Source organism: Paracoccus sanguinis (assembly GCF_900106665.1).
Classification (GTDB): Bacteria; Pseudomonadota; Alphaproteobacteria; order Rhodobacterales; family Rhodobacteraceae; genus Paracoccus; species Paracoccus panacisoli.
The window spans coordinates 969,908-990,629 of the sequence record NZ_FNNA01000002.1 but is presented as its reverse complement, the minus strand read 5'-3'; the positions used below and the strand labels follow the sequence as shown (position 1 = coordinate 990,629).

General features: G+C 70.1%; 18 protein-coding genes and 2 pseudogenes. 9 read left to right on the top strand and 11 right to left on the bottom strand.

Going from position 1 to position 20,722, the window contains the following annotated elements; genetic code table 11:
• The first annotated feature begins 144 nt into the window (after positions 1-144).
• From BLW17_RS11205 to kdpC, 5 genes and pseudogenes are all read left to right on the top strand, one after another.
• Entirely contained in the window at positions 145-1,584 is a 1,440-nt protein-coding gene (locus tag BLW17_RS11205; protein WP_036731416.1) for a DUF6880 family protein, read from the top strand.
• 932 nt (positions 1,585-2,516) lie between these two features.
• Positions 2,517-2,606, top strand: coding sequence for a K(+)-transporting ATPase subunit F (kdpF, locus tag BLW17_RS11200; protein ID WP_074826579.1), 90 nt, complete (start codon positions 2,517-2,519; stop codon positions 2,604-2,606).
• Between the two features lies 1 nt (position 2,607).
• A complete protein-coding gene (gene kdpA, locus BLW17_RS11195) occupies positions 2,608-4,293 on the top strand; it encodes a potassium-transporting ATPase subunit KdpA (protein ID WP_036731414.1) in 1,686 nt (561 codons plus the stop codon).
• An 8-nt stretch (positions 4,294-4,301) separates the two neighbouring features.
• Positions 4,302-6,341, top strand: coding sequence for a potassium-transporting ATPase subunit KdpB (gene kdpB / locus BLW17_RS11190; protein WP_036731412.1), 2,040 nt, complete (start codon positions 4,302-4,304; stop codon positions 6,339-6,341).
• A pseudogene (gene kdpC / locus BLW17_RS18605) lies at positions 6,338-6,856 on the top strand (potassium-transporting ATPase subunit KdpC); the annotation flags it as partial. The gene kdpB and the pseudogene kdpC, both read left to right, overlap by 4 nt.
• Before the next feature lie 64 nt (positions 6,857-6,920).
• Here kdpC and BLW17_RS18820 read toward each other — a convergent pair.
• From BLW17_RS18820 to fahA, 10 genes and pseudogenes are all read right to left on the bottom strand, one after another.
• Positions 6,921-7,061: pseudogene (locus BLW17_RS18820) on the bottom strand (hypothetical protein); the annotation flags it as partial.
• Between the two features lie 112 nt (positions 7,062-7,173).
• Entirely contained in the window at positions 7,174-8,484 is a 1,311-nt protein-coding gene (locus BLW17_RS11180; protein ID WP_036731410.1) for a TRAP transporter large permease, read from the bottom strand.
• Positions 8,481-9,074 (bottom strand): TRAP transporter small permease, encoded by a 594-nt coding sequence (locus tag BLW17_RS11175; protein ID WP_081969062.1) that lies wholly within the window; start codon positions 9,072-9,074, stop codon positions 8,481-8,483. Before BLW17_RS11175 ends, BLW17_RS11180 begins: the two co-directional genes overlap by 4 nt.
• Entirely contained in the window at positions 9,071-10,075 is a 1,005-nt protein-coding gene (locus tag BLW17_RS11170; protein ID WP_036731409.1) for a TRAP transporter substrate-binding protein, read from the bottom strand. The genes BLW17_RS11175 and BLW17_RS11170 overlap by 4 nt, the downstream gene beginning before the upstream one ends.
• 21 nt (positions 10,076-10,096) lie before the next feature.
• Positions 10,097-10,753, bottom strand: a complete 657-nt coding sequence (gene maiA, locus BLW17_RS11165; protein WP_036731406.1) for a maleylacetoacetate isomerase — start codon at positions 10,751-10,753, stop codon at positions 10,097-10,099.
• A complete protein-coding gene (locus BLW17_RS11160; protein WP_036731469.1) occupies positions 10,746-11,312 on the bottom strand; it encodes a VOC family protein in 567 nt (188 codons plus the stop codon). The genes maiA and BLW17_RS11160 overlap by 8 nt, the downstream gene beginning before the upstream one ends.
• A gap of 11 nt (positions 11,313-11,323) precedes the next feature.
• On the bottom strand, positions 11,324-11,530 hold the full coding sequence (locus BLW17_RS11155) for a DUF2783 domain-containing protein (RefSeq protein WP_036731403.1): 207 nt from the start codon (positions 11,528-11,530) through the stop codon (positions 11,324-11,326).
• A 1-nt stretch (position 11,531) separates the two neighbouring features.
• Positions 11,532-13,151 (bottom strand): FAD-dependent oxidoreductase, encoded by a 1,620-nt coding sequence (locus BLW17_RS11150; protein WP_036731400.1) that lies wholly within the window; start codon positions 13,149-13,151, stop codon positions 11,532-11,534.
• A gap of 30 nt (positions 13,152-13,181) precedes the next feature.
• Positions 13,182-14,132: an MBL fold metallo-hydrolase gene (locus BLW17_RS11145; RefSeq protein ID WP_036731397.1), complete on the bottom strand. Its 951-nt coding sequence runs from the start codon at positions 14,130-14,132 to the stop codon at positions 13,182-13,184.
• A gap of 4 nt (positions 14,133-14,136) precedes the next feature.
• A complete protein-coding gene (gene fahA, locus BLW17_RS11140) occupies positions 14,137-15,333 on the bottom strand; it encodes a fumarylacetoacetase (protein ID WP_036731394.1) in 1,197 nt (398 codons plus the stop codon).
• A 212-nt stretch (positions 15,334-15,545) separates the two neighbouring features.
• Here fahA and BLW17_RS11135 point away from each other — a divergent pair, with 212 nt between their 5' ends.
• Positions 15,546-15,887, top strand: a complete 342-nt coding sequence (locus BLW17_RS11135; RefSeq protein WP_036731391.1) for a zinc ribbon domain-containing protein YjdM — start codon at positions 15,546-15,548, stop codon at positions 15,885-15,887.
• Between the two features lie 72 nt (positions 15,888-15,959).
• Here BLW17_RS11135 and BLW17_RS11130 read toward each other — a convergent pair whose 3' ends face one another.
• Positions 15,960-17,021 carry an Mrp/NBP35 family ATP-binding protein gene (locus BLW17_RS11130; RefSeq protein WP_052176206.1) on the bottom strand — a complete coding sequence of 354 codons (1,062 nt, stop codon included), beginning with the start codon at positions 17,019-17,021 and terminating at the stop codon, positions 15,960-15,962.
• Positions 17,022-17,327: 306 nt separating this feature from the next.
• On the opposite strand from BLW17_RS11130, the gene BLW17_RS11125 reads away from it, so the two are divergent.
• The 3 genes from BLW17_RS11125 (at position 17,328) to BLW17_RS11115 (ending at position 20,706) form a co-directional block, all read left to right on the top strand.
• Complete coding sequence (locus tag BLW17_RS11125; RefSeq protein WP_052171824.1) at positions 17,328-17,726, top strand: hypothetical protein; 399 nt, start codon at positions 17,328-17,330, stop codon at positions 17,724-17,726.
• A gap of 46 nt (positions 17,727-17,772) precedes the next feature.
• Positions 17,773-18,546 carry a hypothetical protein gene (locus BLW17_RS18335; RefSeq protein WP_197055248.1) on the top strand — a complete coding sequence of 258 codons (774 nt, stop codon included), beginning with the start codon at positions 17,773-17,775 and terminating at the stop codon, positions 18,544-18,546.
• 84 nt (positions 18,547-18,630) lie between these two features.
• Entirely contained in the window at positions 18,631-20,706 is a 2,076-nt protein-coding gene (locus tag BLW17_RS11115; protein ID WP_052176203.1) for a c-type cytochrome, read from the top strand.
• Positions 20,707-20,722: the final 16 nt, after the last annotated feature.

Genomic DNA, 20,722 nt, shown 5'->3' with positions numbered 1-20,722 from the left:
CGAAGAAAAAGGAAATGCCTCGCGTTTCCGCGCAAGGCGTTTCGGCGCGGTGATGCGGGAAATCGACGAGCCGCGCGAATCAGAACGCAGGTTCCGGTGTCCGCCGGCCGCTGATAGGCTCGGGGAAAAGAAACTGGCGATCCGATGGTTTCCAAGACCACCCTCAATGCGAAGAACCTCGAAGCGCTGGGCGCCGAGCGCCTGGCGCAATTGCTGATCGAGGTCAGCACCGGCAACGCGGCCGCCAAGCGCAAGCTGCGGCTCGCGCTGGCCGGGGCCCAGAGCCCGAGGGAGGCCGCACGGGAGATCACCAAGCGGCTGACCAGCATCGCCCGCGCCCGCAGCTTCATCACCTGGAAGAACCGCAAGGCGCTGGTCACGGATCTCGAAACCCAGCGTCGCGCCATTGTCGAGCAGATCGCGCCGGCCGATCCGGACGAGGCGCTGGCGCTCATGTGGCGGTTCATGGCGCTCGCCACACCAGTGTTCGAGCGCTGCGACGACTCGAGCGGCACCGTCATCGGCATCTTCCACCAGGCCTGTGCCGATCTGGGTCAGCTCGCCGCGAAGGTCCGGCCCGATCCGCAGGCGCTCGCCGGCACTGTTCTCGATGCGCTTCAGGACAACGGCTGTGGCCAGTATGATGGCCTGATCGGCATCATGGCCCCGGCGCTCGGCGACGAGGGGTTGGCGGCCCTGAAATCGATGGCCGAAGAACTCGGTCGCTCGCCTGTGCCGGTGCCGCCGAAGGACCAATGGAAAGCGGTGGGCTGGGGCCCGGGCGGCACCACCTACGAGCACGAGATGCGGGCGCGTGAGCGCGCGAGCACGGTCGCCATGGCGCTCAAGGACATCGCCGATGCGCAGGGCGACGTCGACGGCTTCATCGCCCAGTACGATCCGAAGACCCGCAAGGTGCCGCAGATCGCGGCCGAGATCGCGCAGCGACTGTTGGCGGCTGGTAGGGCAGGCGAGGCGCTGGGGTTCCTCGAGCGCGCGGAGCTCGGCGACGGTTTGCGGGTTCCTCTGGCATGGCAGGACATTCGCCTGCAGACGCTGGAGGCGCTGGGTCGCGGCGAGGAGGCGCAGACGTTCCGGTGGGACTGCTTCGAGCGCACGCTCTCCGACAGCTACCTGCGGGCCTATCTCAAGCGGCTTCCCGACTTCGACGACATCGAGGCCGAGGAGCGGGCGATGGCGCACGCCATGGCCTATCCGAGTCTTCTTCACGCCCTGCAGTTCTTCCTCGACTGGCCGGCGCTGGATCGCGCCTCGGACCTCCTGATTGCCCGGCATGATGAGATCGACGGGGATCACTACGAGTATCTCGCCCCTGCGGCGGAGGCCCTGTCAGACCGTCATCCGCTGGCCGCGACGCTGGTGCTCCGCGCGATGATCGACTTCACGCTCACTAGGTCGCGGGCGAAGCGGTATCGCTATGCCGCCGAACACCTCGCAAGCTGCGCTCGGCTCGCGGGCGACATCCCGGACTTCGGAGCGTTAGAGACGCATGACGCCTATGTCGCCCGGCTGAAGGAGGAGCACGGCAGGAAGTTCGGCTTCTGGTCGCTCACCGCCGCCTGATGGTCGTGCTACCGGAAAATCAGGTCTCGGCCCGTTGGAAGCATTATGGAAGCACGAGGCGGAAAAACGCTGCGCAATCCTGACAGATCGCGCGAAGCCGGGCCGCGTCTCCGGGATCGCCAAGTGGCGGAAATTCCGCAAGAATTCGCGGTTCCGAGTGATTGTTCATGGTTCGTTCGACACGACTCATAACCTGAAGGTCATAGGTTCAAATCCTATCCCCGCAACCAAATCTCCCCACAGGTCCGCACACCCAAACGCCGCCCCCAAGGGCGGCATTTGCGTTTGTAGGCGAGGGGGGAGCGGCTGACTCCGGGCGTGCCGAAGCGCAGACCCAGTAACGCGCAGACACACAGCCCTCGTCAGACCTGAGCCTCCGGTGAGCTTTTAACCGGGTAAGGGCCCAGTCGGCTATCAGGCATATGGCACAAGCACAGTACCGACGGCATTATACCGCACCACTCCAAGGGCCCCCGAGCGGGGTAGTTACTCTCTGAGCGGGCCTAGCTCCTTGGGCGGTCTAAGTCCGCTGGTCCAATGGTCCGTGCGGCCTCGATCGAGGCAAACAGTGAGCATCTGAAAAACCCCGTGCCGGGGCAGTAGTCTGTCTTGTCCAATCGCGGCAGGGGGCGCTCGCTGACGATAGCGCCAACATCCGCAGCCTAATGGCGACAGCAATCCAGTCCCGTCGAGTGGCCCAGCTAACGGTCACTCGCTACCCGCTCGCCCCCAATCCCCGCCAATTTTACACCCCCGTTACGCCCGCCGCCCGATCCCATATCGCGGCTTTACGCCCCGCCAACCCATGTTCCCGCCAGACAAACTGAGGGAGCATCGGATGCTGTCCGACATCATCTTCATCTGCGGCGGGCTCGCGGTCTTTGCGCTGGCCGGCCTCGCCGTGCGCGGCGCCGAGCGGTTGTGAGGGCGCCATGACCATCGAACTCATGCTCGGCGGGGGCCTCGCGGCCGCGCTGCTCGTCTATTTGCTGATCGCGCTTCTCGCGCCCGAGAGGTTCTGAGATGAGCGCCGATCTTTCATACTTCGCCCTGTTCCTCGCCGGCCTGACGGTCCTCGGGCTGGCGCTCGCGCCGTGGATGGCGCGGGTCTTCGACGGCCGGGTGATCCTGCTGGCGCCGGTCGAGCGCGCACTCTACCGCGCCGCCGGCGTCAGCGGCGCGGGCCAGCGCTGGACCGGCTATGCCGCGGCCGTGCTGGCCTTCAACGCGGCGGGCTTCGTCCTGCTGTACCTGATCCTGCGGTTGCAGGGCTGGCTGCCCCTCAACCCGCAGGGCTTCGGCGCGATGGAAGCGAGCCAAGCCTTCAACACCGCCGTCAGCTTCATGACCAACACGAACTGGCAGAGCTACGGCGGCGAGACGGCGCTCAGCCACTTCAGCCAGATGGCCGGGCTGACGGTGCAGAACTTCGTCTCGGCCGCGACCGGCATCGCCGTGGCGGTCGCAGTGATCCGCGGGCTGGCGGCCCGGTCGGCCGCCGATCTCGGTAACTTCTGGGTCGACCTGACGCGCGCCACGCTCTACCTGCTGCTGCCCGGCGCGATCCTCGTCGCGCTGCTGCTGCTGTGGCAGGGGGTGCCGCAAAACCTCGCCGCGTCGGTCACCGCGACCACGCTCGAGGGCGCGCAGCGGGTCATCGCGCAGGGCCCGGTCGCGAGCCAGGAGGCGATCAAGCTGCTCGGCATCAACGGCGGCGGGTTCTTCAACGTGAACTCGGCGCATCCCTACGAGAACCCCACCGCGCTCTCGAACCTGATCGAGTGCCTGTCGATCCTCGCCATCCCGGCGGCCTTCCCGTTCCTCTTCGGTCGGATGGTCGGCGACCGCCGGCAGGGCTGGGCGATCTACGCCGCGATGGCCGCGTTGTTCGCGGGCGTGCTGCTCTGGGCCTACTTCGCCGAGGCCGCGGGCAACCCGCTGCACGCCGGGATCACCGAACCCGGCGTCAGCATGGAGGGGAAGGAGACCCGCTTTGGCCTCGCCGGCACGGTGCTGTTTGAGGTCGTGACCACCGTCGCCTCGTGCGGGGCGGTCAACGCCATGCACGACAGCCTGATGGCGCTGGGCGGAATGATCCCGCTGTTCAACATGCTGCTGGGCGAGATCATCTATGGCGGCGTCGGCGCCGGCTTCTACGGCATGGTGCTGTACGTCGTGCTGACGGTGTTCCTCGCCGGGCTGATGGTCGGGCGCACGCCCGAATGGCTCGGCAAGAAGATCGAGGCGCGCGAGATGAAGCTCGCGGCGCTGACGCTGCTGGTGATGCCGCTGGGCGTGCTGGTGCTGTCGGCGGCGTCGATCCTGACCGGCAACGCCCAGAGCGCGGTGCAGGACGCCGGGCCGCACGGGCTCACCGAGCTCATCTACGCCTACACCTCGGGGACGGCCAACAACGGCTCGGCCTTCGCGGGCTTCGGCGCCAACACCGTCTGGCACAACGCGCTGATCGGGCTGGCGATGCTGCTCGGCCGCTGGGGCTACATCATCCCGGTGCTGGCCATCGCCGGCAGCCTGGCCGGCAAGACCCGCGCCGAGGCGACCGCCGGGACCTTCCCGACCCATGGCGTGGCCTTCACCGTGCTGCTGGTGGTGACGATCCTGATCGTCGGCGCCCTGACCTTCCTTCCCGTCCTCGCCCTGGGGCCGATCGCCGAGCACGTCTCGATCGCCGCCGGCCAGAGCTTCTGAGGTTCCTCATGTCGAAACACCCGAAATCCGAGATTTGCCTGTTCGCGCCCGAGATCCTGCGCCCGGCGGTCGGTGCGGCACTCCGCAAGCTCGACCCGCGCAAGCTGGCCCGCAACCCGGTGATCTTCGCCACCGCCCTGGTGGCGCTGGTCACGACCACCCTCGTCCTGCTGCGCTGGGGCGAGCCGGGCAGCGCGGTCTCGTTGCAGATCGCGCTGTGGCTTTGGGCCACGGTCCTCTTCGCCAACTTCGCCGAGGCAATCGCCGAGGGCCGCGGCAAGGCCCGTGCCGACGCCTTCCGCGCCACCAAGTCCACCGCCCGCGCCAAGCTGCTGCTGAACGAGGGCAACCGCGAGCTCTATGAGCTCGAGGACGTGGACAGCCTCGAGATCGGCGCGGTGATCCTCGTCGAGGCGGGCGACATCGTGCCGACCGACGGCGAGGTGATCGAGGGCGTGGCCTCGGTGGACGAATCCGCCATCACCGGCGAATCCGCCCCGGTGATCCGCGAGTCGGGCGGCGACCGCTCGTCGCTGACCGGCGGCACGCGGCTGGTGTCGGACTGGCTGGTGGTGCGGGTCACCGCCAAATCGGGCGAGACCTTCCTCGACCGCATGATCGGGCTGGTCGAGGGCGCCAAACGCGCCAAGACCCCGAACGAGATCGCGCTTGACATCCTCTTGGCCGGGCTGTCGCTCGTGTTCCTGCTGGTGGTGGCCACGCTGCCGGTGTTCGCGGGGTGGTCGGGGACCGAGATCCCGGTCGTCTGGCTCGCCGCGCTGTTCGTGACGCTGATCCCGACGACCATCGGCGGCCTGCTGTCGGCCATCGGCATCGCCGGCATGGACCGGCTGGTCAAGGCCAACGTCATCGCCAAGTCGGGCCGCGCGGTCGAGGCCGCGGGCGACATCGACGTGCTGCTGCTCGACAAGACCGGCACCATCACCTTCGGCAACCGCATGGCCGACGCGTTCCTGCCGGTCCCCGGCGTGACCGAGGTCGAGGTGGCCGAGGCGGCCTATGTCAGCAGCCTCGCCGACGACACACCCGAGGGGAAATCGACCGTCGAACTCGCCGCCCGCCGGCACGGCTTTGCCGAGGGTGCGCTGCGGCAGGGGGCGAATGTCGTCCCCTTCACCGCCCAGACCCGGATGAGCGGCATCGACCTTGCCGACGGCACCCAAATCCGCAAGGGCGCGTCCGACGCCATGGCCCGCGCCTTTCCGCAGGGCGGCGCGGCGGCGGCCGAGCCGCTGGTGCGCGGGGTCGCCATGTCGGGCGGCACGCCGCTGGTCGTGGCGAAGGACGGCCGCGTGCTGGGCGTCATCCACCTCAAGGACGTGGTGAAGCCCGGCATCCGCGAGCGCTTTGCCGAACTGCGCCGGATGGGCATCCGCACGGTGATGATCACCGGCGACAACCCCCTGACCGCCGCCGCCATCGCCGCCGAGGCCGGAGTCGACGACTTCCTGGCCGAGGCAACGCCAGAACGAAAGCTCGCCTATATCCGCGCCGAGCAGGCGGCCGGCAAGCTGGTCGCCATGTGCGGCGACGGCTCGAACGACGCCCCGGCGCTGGCCCAGGCGGACGTGGGCGTGGCGATGAACTCGGGCACCCCGGCCGCGAAGGAGGCCGGCAACCTCGTCGACCTCGACAGCGACCCGACGAAGCTGATCGAGATCGTCATGGTCGGCAAGCAACTCCTGATCTCGCGCGGGGCGCTGACGACCTTCAGCATCGCCAACGACGTGGCCAAGTACTTCGCCATCCTGCCGGCGCTGTTCGTGGCCGCCTATCCGGGCCTCGCCGCGCTCGACGTGATGGGGCTCGGCTCGCCGCAGTCGGCGATCCTGTCGGCCATCATCTTCAACGCGCTGGTGATCGTCGCGCTGATCCCGCTGGCGCTGAAGGGGGTGAAGTACCGCCCCGCCTCGGCCGGGGCGCTGCTATCGCGCAATCTTCTGGTCTACGGGCTGGGCGGCCTCGTCGCCCCGTTCATCGGCATCAAGCTGATCGACATGATCGTCGATCTGGCCCGTCTGGCATGAGGTCCGCCATGATTTCGCAACTCCGCCCCGCGCTGGTGATGATCGGCGCCTTCACCGCCCTGCTGGGCCTTGCCTATCCGCTGGCCATGACCGGGCTCGCGCAACTGGTCATGCCGGCGCAGGCGAGCGGCTCGCTCGTGTCCCGCGACGGCACGGTGGTCGGCTCGAGCCTGATCGGGCAGGACTTCACCCGGGCCGAGTACCTGCACCCCCGCCCCTCGGCGACCGAGCCCGCCTACAACGCCGCCGCCTCCACCGGCTCGAACCTCGGGCCGTCCTCGGCGGCGCTGCTGGCGCAGGTCAGGGACCGGGCCGCGGCCTTCGGGCCCCTGCCGGTCCCGTCCGAGATGGCGACCGCCTCGGCCTCGGGGCTTGACCCGCACATCACGCTCGACGCCGCGCTGCGGCAGGTGGACCGCATCGCCGCCGCCCGCGGGCTGCCCGCCGACACGGTGACGGCGGCGATCCGCAGCGCCAGCACGCGGCCGGCCTTCGGCCTCGTCGGCGCGCCGATCGTGAACGTGCTGGGCGCTCGCCCGGCGGGGTCGCGGCCCAGCCGGGGAAGGCCGCGGCGGCGGCGGCGACCGCGGCGCGGGCGTCCTCGGGCGAGGCCGCGGCGGCGGTGGTCGCCACGCTGCCGTCGAAGGGATTCCTGCGGTCGTAGCTGCGCCCGCCCTCGGCCGGGCGGGTCGTGTCACCGATGAGAAGATCGAGGGTCATGCGCTGTCCTTTCGCGGTCGTGTCGAGAGACGATGACGGCCCAACGTCCCGACGCCCCGATCCGTGCCCGGAAACCGGCCCGGGGCTTCGCGCCGGGCCGGTCCGCGGGGCGCTAGCGCAGCAGCGCCAGCGACAGCCACGGCACCGCGACGATCAGCGCCAGCCGAATGATGTCGGACGCCCAGAACACGTAGACCCCCCGGAAGATCGTCTTCAGCGGCACGTCCGGCAGGACCGAGCGCAGCACGAACACGTTCATCCCGATCGGCGGGGTGATCAGGCTGATCTCGGTCACCACCACGACGATGATCCCGAACCAGATCAGCACCGCGTCCGGGTCGGCGAGGATGTCGAGGCCGAAGTCGAGCCCCGAGATCACCGGATAGAACACCGGCACCGTCAGCAGGATCATCGACAGGCTTTCCAGAAAGCAGCCGAGGATCATGTAGATCACGACGATCACCAGCATCACCATCCACGGCGAGAGGCCCAGGTGCTCGACCAGGTCCGACAGCGTGTCGGGCAGCCCGGCGAAGGTGACGAAGTTGCCGAAGATCTCGGCCCCGATGATGATCGCGAAGATCATGGCCGAGGCGGTGGCGCTGTCCACCAGCGCCGTCCAGAGGGTCGCGCGCGACAGGCCCCCGGTCAGGGCGGCGATGACCAGCGACGCGGCGGCGCCCATGCCGGCGGCCTCGATCGGGGTGAAGAAGCCGCCGTAGATCCCGATCATGATGAACGCAAAGAGCGCCAGCACCGCCACCACGCTGATCAGGTCGCGGCGGGTCAGCGGGTGCGGCTCGCCGACCTCGGGGGCAAGCGACGGGTTCAGCCGCACCGCGACCATCACCGCCGCCAGATAGCCGAGGATGCCGACGATGCCCGGGATGATCCCGGCCAAGAACAGCTTGCCGATGTCGGCCTCGGTCAAGAGTCCGAAGATGATCATCACCACCGAGGGCGGGATCAGGATGCCCAGCGTCCCGCCGGCGGCGATGGCCCCGGTGGACAGGCTGTCGGCGTAGCCGAAGCGGCGCATCGACGGCATGGCGACCTTGGACATCGTGGCCGCCGTGGCCAGCGACGAGCCGCAGACCGCCGAGAAGCCGCCGCAGGACAGCACGGTGGCCATCGCCAGTCCGCCCCGCATCCGCCCGAAGATGCGGTCCGCGGCCGCGAACAGCCCCTGCGCGATGCCCGACCCGGCCAGCACGTTGCCCATGAAGATGAACAGCGGCACCACCGACAGCGAGTAGTTCAGCCCCGTCTCGAACACGGCGTTGCCGACCATGGCGCCCGCCGGCTCCCACCCGCGCATGAGGGCGAAGCCGACGCCGCCCACGATGGCCATGGCGAAGGCGATCGGCACCCGGACGAACACCATCGCAAGCAGGATGGCGAGGGCGATGAGCGAGATGGTCATTCCGGGGTCCTCAGGGCCATGACGACGGCAGAGACGGCGCAGCTTGCCGCGCCGAGGAAGGCCAGCGGCGCCATCGGCAGCGCCAGCGAGGCGCTGCGCGTGCCCTCGGCCAGCTGCGCCATCCCGATGCGCGCGAGCCGCCAGGCGAAATAGGCAAGCGCGACGGCCGAGACGATGCCGGCAAGGCGCGCCATCCCGCGCTGCACCGGCGGCGGGAAGAGGTGCAGCGCCAGGTCCACCTCGACGTGGCCGCCATCGGTCGAGGTCAGGGGCAGCGCCGCGAAGACCAGCGCGGCGAGCAGCATCTGGGTCAGCTCATAGGCGCCGCCGAAGGGGCGGTTCATGAGGTAGCGCCCGAAGACGTCGATGCAGGTGACGGCGATCAGCGCGAGGATCAGCGCCCCCGCCGCCGCGGCGAGGGCCCGGTAGGGGCGCGAGTCCCGGTGCGGCACCCGCCCGGGGATGTGGTCGGGCACGTCCGCGGGCTGGTTCAGCGCCGCCGGGCCGTGGCCGCCGTGCGACCAGTGGTCGTCGGGCGTGACGCCGGGGGGCGCCGTCCGCCCCCCCCGGCTCTCGGGGCCGCCGCTCATTGCTGGGCGACACCGGTCATCTGCCGGAACTCGGCCAGCGCGGCGGCGCCGTCGCGGCCCTGCGGCAGGCTCGCGGCCCATTTCGCCTCGAGCTCGGTCGCCGCCTTGCGCAGTGCGTCCACGACCGCGGCGGGGGCCTCGTAAAAGTCCACCTTGTCGCCCACCACGTCGCGCGCGGCCGTGTCGGCGTCGTTCCAGGCCTTGCCGACGCGGTCCGCGAAGGCCATTCCCGAGATGCCGTCGATGGCCTTGCGGTCCTCTTCCGACAGCGCGTTCCACTTGGCCTCGTTCATCACCAGGAACCAAGTGGTGTTGTAGATGCCGCCCGGCACGGTCATCGAATACTTGATGTGGTCGGTCAGGTTGAACGCGGTCATCGCCTCATAGGTGAAGGCCACCCCGTCGATCACCCCGCGCGACAGCTTCTCGTAGACCTCGGGCGAGGACATGAAGAGCGGCGAGGCCCCGAGCGCCGACACCAGGTCGCCGACATAGCCGCCCGGCACGCGGATCTTCAGCCCGGCCATGTCCTCGGGCTTCTCGATCTTGCGCTTGTTGTTGTGCAGAAGGCCCGGCCCATGCATGAAGAGCCCCAGCAGGTGGGTGCCTGCGTGCTCTTCCTCGGCGCCCAGCTTGTCGCGGTAGATGGTCCAGAACGCTTCCGAGTTCTTCACCGCGTCATCGCCCATGAAGCTGAACTGCCCCAGCCGCGCGCCGTTGAAGCGGTCGTCCTCGGTGAACGAGTGCAGCCCATAGGTGATGTCGGCGATGCCGTCGCGGGCCATGTCGAAATGCGCGGGCGGGCTGCCCAGCGGCTTGCCCATGATCCGCACGGTGACGCGGCCGTCGGTCACCTTGGCGACCTCGGCGGCCCACGGCTCCATCGCGTTGACCACGATCGGGTGCTTGGGCGGCAGCCACGAGGACATGATCAGCTCTTCCGCGGCCAGCGGGGTGGCGGCGAGGATCAGGGCGGCGGCGGCGTACTTGAGGGTCTGCATCGGGTCTCCTCCCAGAGAATGTCAGGCGGTTTTGGCTGAGGCGGGCTTGAAGTTGTCGGGGTGGGCGCTGGCGATCACGCCGAGCGTCGCGCAGGCCTGCGAGACGGCGGCGATGCGGGGCAGGTGGTCGAAGCGCACCTCCCACCGGCGGGCGTTGTAGAGCTGCGGGATCAGCACGCAGTCGGCATAGCCCGGCGCGTCGCCGTGGCAGAAGCGGCCGGTCGCGGGGTGGTCCAGCAGCTTCTCGACCGCCGCCAGCCCGCGGCTGATGTTGTCGCGGTTCCAGGCGGCGCGCGCCTCGGGCGACGAGATCGCCTCGATGCGCTCGAGCACGGAAAGGTTCGACAGCGGGTGGATGTCGCAGGCGATGGCCAGCGCGATGGCCCTCACCCGCGCCCGGCCTCCCGCGTCGCGGGGCAGCAGCGGCACGGCGGCGCGGGTCTCGTCGAGATAGTCCAGCATCGCCAGCGACTGGGTCAGCATCAGCCCGTCGATGGCCAGCGCCGGGACGACCCCTTGCGGGTTCCGCGCCAGATGTTCGGGCGCGCGCTGCTCGCCCGCGACGAGATCGACCGGCACCCGGTCATAGGCGATGTCCTTGAGCGCCAGCGCCAGCCGGACGCGATAGGCCGCCGACGAGCGCCAGTAGTCGTAGAGGATCGGGCACCGGTCAGGCATGGATGCCGGTCGGCTTGACGTCCTTGCCCCGCTCTTTGGCGTGCAGCCAGTCGGCGTGCCGCGGCGCGCGCTTGGTGCGGGACCACTCCTCCAGCATCTCCCACTTCACCGCGTCGAGGCGGGCCAGCATCGCCTCTTCCTCGGGGTCGGGGCAGGCGAGTTCGATCCGGTGCCCGTTCGGGTCGAAGAAATAGATCGAGTGGAAGATCGCGTGATCCGTCACCCCCAGCACCTCGACCCCGTTGTCCTCGAGCCGCTCCTTGAAGGCCACGAGCGTGTCGCGGTCAGCGACCTTGAAGGCGATGTGCTGGACCCATTTCGGCGTGTTCGGGTCGCGCCCCATCTCGGGCTTGGTGGGCAGTTCGAAGAACGCCAGCACGTTGCCGTTCCCGGCATCCAGGAACAGGTGCATGTAGGGGTCGGGCTCGTGGGTCGAGGGCACCTCGTCCTCGGCAATGGCGAGGATGAAGTCCATGTTCAGGTTCTTCACGTACCAGTCCACGGTCTCCTTCGCGTCCTTGCAGCGATAGGCGACGTGGTGGATCTGCTCGATCTTCAGCGTGGGCGTGGTCATGGCGTCTCCTCCGGTTTGAGGGCGGCGGCGGCGAGGGCCTCGCGCAGCACTTGCGGGTCACCGATGTGGTTGGCGAGGATCAGGATCAGCCGGGCGTTCAGCGCGTCCGACTGCGGCTTGGTCAGCCCCTCGTGGGCGGCGAGCAGATCGGCATAGAGGTTGTCGCCGTCCGGCAGGTTGCGCGACAGGTTGAGGCCGGGCATCTCACGCCTCCTCGGGTTGGCCGGTCGCGCGCGACAGCGCGGCGGCGACGGCGGCGGGGTCGTAGGACGGCCAGCGGGCGGCGACGTGCTGGTCGGGGCGGATCAAATAGACCGCCTGCGGGACGTCCCCGAGATAGCGCTCGGCCAGCGCGCCGGTGGCCGTCAGGTTCAGCGCCCGCGCCGGGATGCCCGCCGCCAGCACGTCCTGCGCTTCGGTGTTGAGCGCCAGCACCACGAACCCGCCGCAGCGCAGCTGGTCGAGCAGGAAGCCCTCGCCCAGCGGCGCGTCGCTGCACGGACTGCCCGGCCGCGACCGCGCCGGCGCCTCGGGCAGCGCATCGGGGGTGTTCAGCGCCGAGCCGTCATAGGTGCAGGGCACCGACAGCCGGCCCGAGTTCACCAGCGGTCGCGGGAAGTCGTAGTATTCGGCGAGGTCCAGCACCGCGTCGCGGAACACCCGGCTGATCTCGGACTTGGGCGTGATGAAATCGGTCGAGCGCGACGAGTTGAGGATGTTCTCGTCCGCGCCATGCGCCCGCTCGGCGTCATAGCTGTCGAGCAGCGACTCGGGCGCCTTGCCGTCGATCACCAGCGCCAGCTTCCAGCCGAGGTTGTCGGTGTCCTGCAGCCCGCTGTTGGCGCCGCGCGCGCCGAAGGGGCTGACCTGATGGGCCGCGTCGCCGGCGAAGATCACCCGCCCGTGCCGGAACTTCTGCATCCGGCGGCACTGGAAGGTGTAGATGCTGACCCACTCCAGCTCGAAGTTGACGTCCTCGCCCAGCATCGCCCTGAGCCGGGGGATGACGTTCTCGGGGCGCTTCTCGGCCTCGCGGTCGATGTCCCAGCCGAGTTGCAGGTCGATGCGCCACACGTCGTCGGGCTGCTTGTGCAAGAGCGCCGACTGGCCGCGGTTGAAGGGCGGGTCGAACCAGAACCAGCGCTCGGTCGGGAACTGGGCGTCCATCACCACGTCGGCGATCAGGAAGTTGTCCTGAAACACCCGGCCCACGAAATCGAGCCCCAGCATCCCGCGCACCGGGCTCGACGCGCCGTCGCAGGCGATCAGCCAGTCGGCCTCGATCCGATAGGGGCCGTCCGGGGTTTCCACCGTCACCAGCACCCCGTCCGCCTGCGGCGTGACCGCGGTGACCCGGTTGCCGCCGCGCAGTTCGACCGGCGCGCCCTCGGCCCGCAGGGCGTTCAGGCGGTTCAGCAGGTATTCCTCGAAGTAGTACTGCTGCAGGTTGATGAACGCCGGCCGGCGGTGGCCATCCTCGGGCAGCAGGTTGAAGTCATAGACCTTGCGGTCGTCGAAGAAGACCTTGCCGAGGTTCCAGACGATGCCCTTGTCCACCATCGGCTGGCCGCAGCCGAGCCGGTCGAGAATCTCGAGCGGGCGCTTGGCAAAGCAGATCGCCCGGCTGCCGAAGCTGACCTTGTCGTTGTCGTCGAGGATCAGCACCTCGACGCCCTTCAGCCCCAGTTCGAGCGCCGCGGCCATGCCGATGGGGCCGGCCCCCACCACGATCACCTTGTGGCGCGCCGGCTCGGCCGCGTCCTGGTCGGCGGTGCGGGCATAGGGGTAAAGCGGCGTCTCGAAGATCTTCTGGTGTTGCGTCATGGCTCCTCCCCAGGCAGCGACGCGGATGGCTCAGCCCTGCAGCGCGTCCCACATCTCGCGGTCGCGCTGGGCGGTCCAGACGCGCGGCGTGTCGATGCCGCGGGCCTCGTCATAGGCGCGCGCCACGTTGAACGGCAGGCAGTGCTCGTAGATGGCGAAGTCCTTGAACTTCGGGTCACATTCCGCCCGCACCGCGTCCCACGCCTGCTTCAGCGAGCCGCCGCGGGCGACGATCCGGCGCACCGGGCGATAGGTGGACTGGACGAAATCGCGGGTGCTTTCGATGGCCGCCGTGACCACCGCGCGGCCCACCAGCGCGTCGCCGCGGCCCGGCGCGATCGCCTCGGGCTCGAAGCTCGCGATCATGTCGAGCGTGTCGCCCCAGTCCTCGAAATGCCCGTCGCCGCAGTAGCAGGCCGAGTGCTGCTCGACGATGTCGCCGGTGAACATCACGCCGGCGTCGGGCACCCACACCACGATGTCGCCCGCGGTGTGGGCACGGCCAAGCTGCATCAGCTCGACCCGGCGGTTGCCGAGGTCCACCGTCATTCGCCCGTCGAAGGTGATCGTGGGCCAGGTCAGGCCGGGGATCTCCTCATGCCCCTGAAAGAGCCGCGGGAAACGCGCGAACTCGCTGTCCCAATCCTCCTGCCCGCGCTCGGCCACCATGGCGCGGGCGGTGTCGGACATGATGATGTTCTCGGCGCCATAGGCCGAGGCGCCCAGCACCCGGACGGCGTGGTAATGGGTCAGCGCGAGGAACCTGATCGGCTTGTCGGTGACCTCGCGCACCCGCTCGATCACCATGCGGGCGAGGCGCGGGGTGGCCTGCGCCTCGACGATCATCACCGCGTCGTCGCCGATGATGACGCCGGTGTTGGGGTCGCCCTCGGCGGTGAAGGCCCAGAGGCCGGGGCCGATCTCGGTGAAGCTGATCCGCTTTTCGGCCATGTCGCCGGCGGATGCGAATTGCTTGCTCATGGGATCACTCCTTGGCGGGCAGGATGGTGCCGGTGCAGGGGCCGAAGCCGATGCGGTAGCCGTCGCCCCGGGCATGGGCGTAAAGCCCGATCTCGTCGCCGTCCTCGATGAAGGTCCGCTCTTCGCCGTTCACCGTGACCGGGCGCTTGCCGCCCTCGGTCATTTCGAGCAGCGCGCCGGTCTGGTCGCGCGTCGGGCCCGAGATCGTCCCCGACCCCAGCAGGTCGCCGACCCGCATCGGGCAGCCGCTTTCGGTGTGATGGGCGAGCTGCTGGGCCGACGAGTAATACATCTCGCGATAGTTGGTCTCGGACATCCGCTGGCCGTTCATCGTCCAGCCCACGGTCAGGTCGTAGAACCCGGGGCGGCTTTCGCGCAGATAGGGCAGAAGCGGGTTCACCCGCGCGGCGCCCTCGGCGCGGAACGGTTCCAGCGCCGCCTGCGTCACCACCCAGGGGCTGATCGTGGTGCCGAGCGCCTTGGACTGGAACGGCCCGAGCGGCTGGTATTCCCACGCCTGCACGTCGCGCGCCGACCAGTCGTTGAGCAGCACATAGCCGAAGATCATCGCCTCGGCGTCCTCGACCGAGACGCGCTCGCCCATGGTGCTGTCGGCGCCGACGATGGCGCCGAGTTCCAGTTCCAGGTCCAGCCGCTGGCACGGCCCCCAGACGGGGCCATCCTCTCCCTTGAGCTGCCCCATCGGGCGGCGGATCGGGGTGCCCGAGACGACCACCGACGAGGCCCGGCCGTTGTAGCCGATGGGCATATGCGTCCATTGCGCGGGCAGGGCGTTCTCGGGCCCGCGGAACAGCACGCCGACGTTGAAGGCGTGGTTCTTCGAGGCGTAGAAGTCGGTGTATTCCGCCACCCGGATCGGCAGGTGCAGCGTGGCGTCGGCCATCGGCACCAGCGGCAGCGCCTCGGTCGCCCCTTCCGCGAGCAGTTGGGTCAGCCGCGCCCGCGTCGCGGCCCAGACGTCGCGGCCGAGCGCCATGAAGTCGTTGAGCTGCGGCGCGGCGAACGTCCCCTGCGCGTCGATCAGCCCCGCTGCCTCGGCGGCGGCGAGGTCGAGGATCTGGTCCCCGATCGCCACCCCGCAGCGCGGCGCATCGCCGTTCACCGAGAACACCCCATAGGGCAGGTTCTGCAGCGGAAAGTCGCAGCCCGGGGCGTTGGCGGTCTCGATCCGGCTTTTCATGGGGCGCTCGTCGTCCGTTGGCTCAGGGGCAGGGAATCACGCGCAGCACCAGCACGCCGGAGGCCACGCAGCGGGGCAGGTCGGGTATGGGGTAAGAGTTGCATCGCCCCTCTCCCCAAGGTCGTTGCATTTGAAACCATATACGGGGCCCCGATCGCGGCTGTCAAGCGGGGCTCTGGCCTCGCCGCGCCGCGGGGTCTATAGGCGCGGGCATGACCGACGCCCTGCCTCCGTGCCCCGAATGTGGATCGAGCTTCACCTACGCGCTCGACGCGGGGCTTGCCTGCCCCGAGTGCGGGCATGAGTGGCAGCCCGGTGCGGGCGACGCCGAGGCCCCCGAGGTCCGCGACAGCGTCGGCAACGTGCTGCGCGACGGGGACACTGTGACGGTCATCAAGGACCTGAAGGTCAAGGGCTCGTCGGCGGTCGTCAAGGTCGGCACCAAGGTCAAGGGCATCCGGCTGGTCGAGGGCGACCACGACATCGACTGCCGCATCCCGGGGATTGGGCAGATGGGGCTCAAGTCCCAGTTCGTCCGCAAGGTGGCCGAGTAAGCTTAAGCGCTGCGGCAGTCGGCCAAGCGCCGCCCGCTGACCCGCGCCGCAGCCGCTGGTCAGGCCCCCCCCTCAGGCCGCGCCCAGCAGCGCCGCGATCCGGTCCACGACCCGGCCCATCGCCCGCCCCGCCGGCCCGTCCTCGAGCACGAAGGGCGCGCCCGCGTCGCCGCCCTCGCACACCGCGCCGTCGAGCGGCAGCGCGCCGAGGAACTCGATCCCTGTCGCTTCGGCCAGCGCCGCCCCGCCGCCGGTCTTGAAGATCGCCTCCTCATGGCCGCAGGCGCTGCAGACATGGGTGCTCATGTTCTCGACCACGCCCAGCACCGGCACCTCCAGCCGGTCGAAGAGGTCGAGCGCCCGGCGCGTGTCGATCAGCGAGATGTCCTGCGGCGTGGTGACCACGATCGCCCCGGTCAGGTCGACCTGCTGGGCCAGCGTCAGCGCCACGTCGCCGGTCCCCGGCGGCAGGTCCACCACCAGCACGTCGAGCGCCGGCCAGGCCACGTCGAACAGCATCTGCCGCAGGGTGTTGACGAGGATCGGCCCGCGCCAGATCAGCGCCGAGTCCGGCGGGAAGAGCGAGCCGGCCGAGACCAGCGCCACCCCGTGCGCGCTGAGCGGGATCAGCGCGTCCTCGCGCGCCACGTTGCGGCCCGTCGCGCCCAGCATCCGGTGCGCCGAGGGGCCGAAGATGTCGGCGTCGAGCAGCCCCACCCGCAACCCGCGCTGGCCCAGCCCGACGGCGAGGTTGACCGCGACGCTCGACTTGCCGACCCCGCCCTTGCCGGCGCCGACGGCGATGACGTGACCGACGCCCGCCAGCTCGCGCGGGGCCGGGCGGGTCGCGCCGCCGAGGTCGGGCACGGCGGTCGCATGGGCGATCTCGACCGCGGCGAGGCCGGGCAGGGTGCCCGGCAGCGCCCGCAGCGCGGCCTCGAGCGCCGGGCGGTCGGCCTCGGGCAGGGTCGGTTCGACCACCAACCGGGCGGTGGCGCCGGGAATCTCGGCGCCGCCGGCCGAGGCCCCGCCCGAGAGGCTGACGACGCGGATCAGGCCGCGGGCGACCCAGCGGCCCGGGGTGCCCGCCGCGTCCGGCAGCGCGTCGATGGCGGTTTCGATCTGGTCGCGCATGGGGCCTCCGATTCGGGGTCTGGGCGGTGAAACGCGGCCGAGGGTGCGGCCCGGCGGGGGCGCCGGCAAGCCGCGGCCGAGCGTGGCGTTATGTCGCAGACTGCCCAATCTGACACGGCCTGACAAACTGTCAGCGGGCGAGAAGTTACGAGTTTTGATGCGCTTCGGCCCGACCTGACAGAATGGCAGTCCGGTCACGCCCGGCGCACGATTTTTCCTTTATCAACCCGATCACGAGACTGTTTACCCGAGCGCATCGTGCCGGGCAGGGTAACGTCAAGCCAACCACAGCGAAGGGTTGTCGTCATGCGCCAGCAGGCTCGCGCCGCCAGCACCACGATCCGAACTCTGATTTTCGCGGCCACGCTCGCCGCCGGGGCGGCCGGGGTCGCCGCGGCGCAGACCGTGCCCGCGCCCGCCGCCGTGGCGCCACCGCCCGAGGTCGGGGCCGTCCAGCCCTTGCGCTACATCGCCGGGCTGGCGCCGGATCGCCGGCCGGCGGCGGTGCCCCACATCGTGGCGGTGCGCAAGTCCTCGGCCTGGTACGAGCGGGCGCTGCACGGGATCTCGAAGCCCTATCCGCCCTCGCTTCAATTCCTCGACGATGTCGGGATGTGGCATTTCTTCTTTGGCAATCCCGGCATGCCGGGGCCTTACGACATCCGCGGCTGGCACAGCGCGGACACGGATCGCCTCGCGCGATGACTGTCCCGGAGAACGGGACGACACTTAACCTCAAGGGAGACTGGAAATGAGCCTGGTGAAGAAGATCGCGATCGTGGCCCTGTGCACCGCCGCGTCGGCGGCGTCGGCGCAGTCGATGTCCGGCATGGGTGGCATGAGCGGCATGTCCGGCATGGGCGGCATGTCGGGGATGTCCGGCATGGGTGGCATGTCCGGGATGTCCGGGATGTCGGGCATGGCTGGCCACGACGGCTGGGCCTGTACCCAGTGGACCCTGCTGCCGACCGCTGCTGCCGCGATGGTCGGCATGGGTGGCATGGCCGGGATGTCGGGCATGGGCGGCATGGGCGGCATGTCCGGTATGGGCGGCATGTCGGGCATGAGCGGCATGGGTGGCATGTCGGGCATGGGCGGCATGAGCGGCATGTCCGGTATGGGCGGCATGTCGGGCATGGGCGGCATGTCCGGTATGGGTGGCATGAGCGGCATGTCGGGCATGGGCGGCATGGGTGGCATGTCGGGCATGGACGGCATGGGCGGCATGTCCGGTATGGGTGGCATGAGCGGCATGTCGGGTATGGGCGGCATGGGTGGCATGTCGGGCATGGACGGCATGGGCGGCATGTCCGGTATGGGCGGCATGAGCGGCATGTCGGGCATGGGCGGCATGTCCGGGATGTCGGGCATGGGCGGCATGTCCGGGATGTCGGGCATGGGCGGCATGTCGGGGATGAGCGGCATGGGTGGCATGTCGGGTATGTCGGGCATGTCCGGCATGGCCGGCGAAGCTCCGGCCGGCATGACCTGGGCCTGCACCCAGTACACCACCGCCAAGAACTGACCCCAGCACGCATCGACCGGGCGGCGCACGCCGCCCGGTCACAGCACGAGGCAGGGCTGCGCCTGCCCAGCCAGGGACACCACGATGACACGCCAGCAGATCACGGCCAGCCGCATCTTTCCTATTCCCACCCGCCCCTCGACGGGCGCGGGGTTGCTGTTTCTGGGTGCGGCGGCGTTGCTGGCCCACCCCGCGCCGCTGGCCGCGCAGGACGGCGAGAAGCTGTTCAAGCTCTGCGCGACCTGCCACACCGTGACCAAGGACGGCGCCAAGAAGGTCGGCCCCAACCTCTGGGGCGTGGTCAACCGCCCCGCCGCCTCGGTCGAGGGCTTCAAGTATTCCAAGTCGATGCAGGAGCGGGCGGGCCAGCCGTGGACGCCGGAACTGCTCGAGGACTATCTCGCCGCGCCCAAGACGATCGTGCCCGGCACGACGATGAGCTTTGCCGGGATCAAGAAGCCCGAAGAGCGCAAGGCGCTCGTGGCGTGGCTCGGCCAGCAGTCCGACAATCCGGTCGTGCCTGCCGCCGCCGCCCCGCCCGCCGCCGCTGACGCCGCAGCCCCTGCTGCTGACGCCGCCGCTGCCCCCGAGACGACCGCTGCCGCCGCGCCGGCCCCCGAGGCCGCGCCCGCTGCGCCCGCCGCAGCCGAGGCCGCAGCGACCAATCCGGCCCCGGCTGCGGCCGTCGATCCGGCGCAGACCACACCCGCCCCCGCGGATGCCGAGACCACCACCCCCGCGGCCAGCGTCGCGCCGGGCACCGCCCGGGCAGAGGTCGCCGTCGAGACGGCGCCGGGCACCGCCCCGCCGCTGGCCGAGAACCCGGCGCCCGAGACGCTCTCGCCCGGCGGCGAGACCCCGAACGCCGGCGTCGCCCGCCCCGAGGGTGCCCCCGAGGTCTCGGCCCTGCCGCAGGGCGAGATCGTGCAGGTCGAGCACCGCGACCCGCCCGGCGAGACCGACGCCGAGATCGCCGCCATCGGCGAGAAGCTCGCCGCGCTCAAGGCGTCGCTGCCGGGCATGGACTACCAGCGGGCCCGTTATCACCCGATCCATTTCCAGCCCGCGATCGCCACGGCGACGGACTCGGAATGCCTCGCCTGTCACAAGGAAATCCTGAACCACAACGTCGCCGTCGCCAGCCCCGCCGGGCTGCGGGCCGACAGCACCATCGCGTGGTACCAGACCCTCGACACCTACATGCAGGACCAGCAGGATTTCCACTGGCGGCATATGGAGAGCGACTTCGCCAAGGCGACGATGAAGCTCACCTGCAACTTCTGCCACAAGGGCAACGACCCGCGCGAGGAAAGCCCGGACATGATGCCCGGGCGGCACGCCTTCAGCTCGCCCGTGCAGCCCGAGTTCACCAACCGCAAGATGGTCAACCCGTCCGATACCTGCCTGCGCTGCCACGGCCAGATGCCCGACCCGGTGAACATCATGGGCCTCGGCGGTCCCTGGCCCGAGGTCCGCGCGGACATGGAGGACCCCACCTCGGACGACCCGACGCTGGCCAACGGCTGCCTGTCCTGCCACGCCGAGACCTTCCGCACCAACCGCCACAACGTAACCTATCTCAACGCGGCGAGCATCGAGGATCTGGCGCAGGCCGGGTCGGACACCTGCTATGGCTGCCACGGCGGGCGGGCGTGGTTCCGCACCTCGTATCCCTATCCGCGGACTGCGTGGCCGGGGATGGACACCGAGACGGTGCCCGACTGGGCGCTGGGCCGGCAGACCCGCAGCGACGTGGCCTGGCGGATGCCCGACTCGGACCCGACGCCCGGCTGGGACGAGGACGAGGGGCCGGCGGTCAACCCCGCCACCCTGCCGACCGACCCGATGGGCGAACAGGCCGCGGCTGCGCCGAGCGCCTCGGGTGTGCCCTCGGGCGGCCCGGCCGAGCCCGCGCCGGTGATGGGCGCGCAGCCGCCGACCGATCCGACGCTGCCGACCGCGCCCGACGCCGGCGTGGCGCCGCTCGACCCGCAGGCGGACGGCAGCCCGGTGACCGACGAGGCGCGGCTGCCGCCGAACAACCCGGGCACCTCGACGGGGGCGACCCCGCCCGACGCGCCGCCGGCGATGCCCGGTGCCGTCGCGCCGGCGCCCGCCTCGCCCGATGCGGCGGCGCCTGCCGCTGCCCCCGCCAACTGAGCCGAAAGGGGACCAA